2 protein-coding genes are annotated in these 1,010 nt (G+C 31.8%); both read right to left on the bottom strand.

The window, feature by feature from the left end:
• Window positions 1–17 precede the first annotated feature (17 nt).
• A complete protein-coding gene (locus JM172_RS24485; protein ID WP_214484982.1) occupies window positions 18–506 on the bottom strand; it encodes an AraC family transcriptional regulator in 489 nt (162 codons plus the stop codon).
• Between the two features lie 38 nt (window positions 507–544).
• Entirely contained in the window at window positions 545–889 is a 345-nt protein-coding gene (locus JM172_RS24490; RefSeq protein WP_214484983.1) for a helix-turn-helix transcriptional regulator, read from the bottom strand.
• Between the last annotated feature and the right edge of the window lie 121 nt (window positions 890–1,010).

Raw genomic sequence — 1,010 nt, forward strand, 5'->3', positions numbered from 1 at the left:
AAAGATAATTTATGCTCTTATTCTATTGGTATATAGATGTCTGTCTTACTCTTCTTTTTAAAATCTTTAGGTGGCTCGGTAACATATAATTCAAATGGAACAGAATCTCTAGGTGTATATTTATCACTTTTCAGTAACCAGTCTGAATAAGCATACTTCCAAGCCTGTTCATACTCACCTAAACTTAGCTCATAATGTAATACAGCATATTTCCCGCCAAACTTCATAGTACCAATTATACCTTCTTCTACTATTGTAGTATTTGAGGGAACAGTCATTGCGACACTAGTTCGCAAATTATTAGGGTCAGTTACGAATGGATTGTCATGGTATATAGTCATTACTTTTGTGAAATTTTCCTTGATTAAATCGTATTTCTTTGCGAATTTGAAGAGTTCATTGAACATGTTACGACTGTTTTTTCTAAACTCTGTGTAAGTACCTTTGAAGCGTATATATATGACTTCCACTTCATAATTCTCCACTGTAATCATTGGCTTTTCCACAAAATCAACTCCTTTGACATTAGTTTAGCGAAGAATACTTATGAATTCTTGTCGTTTCTTGCTTTTCTAAATTCCAATGGAGACATCCCTAGATGCCTTTTAAATGCTTTATTATAGGTACTTACATCATTGTAGCCATATCGAAAAGCAATATCAGTAATACTTAAATCGGTGCGGACAGCGAGGAATATTCCAGACCGCTCTATCTTTATTCTCGTAACAAACTGTTTGACAGTCTCAGAACTATACTTACTAAATATACGATGGAAGTGATACTTGGACATATTTGCGTTATTTGCTAAATCATCTAGTGAAATTTTTTCGCTTAGATTTTTCTCAATATAGTCTTCAGATTTGTTCATTAATCTAATATATTCGTCCATTCTACACACCAACCAAGTTTTTTTTAATTATAACTAAATAGATTTAGTGAATACCAGCTAAATATCTCTTCAAATTATCAACTTTTGAGTAGTCAAATTTATATTTTCTTTCTTTTTCTAT

It is taken from the genome of Bacillus sp. SM2101 (genome assembly GCF_018588585.1).
In the GTDB taxonomy this organism is placed as follows: domain Bacteria; phylum Bacillota; class Bacilli; order Bacillales; family SM2101; genus Nanhaiella; species Nanhaiella sioensis.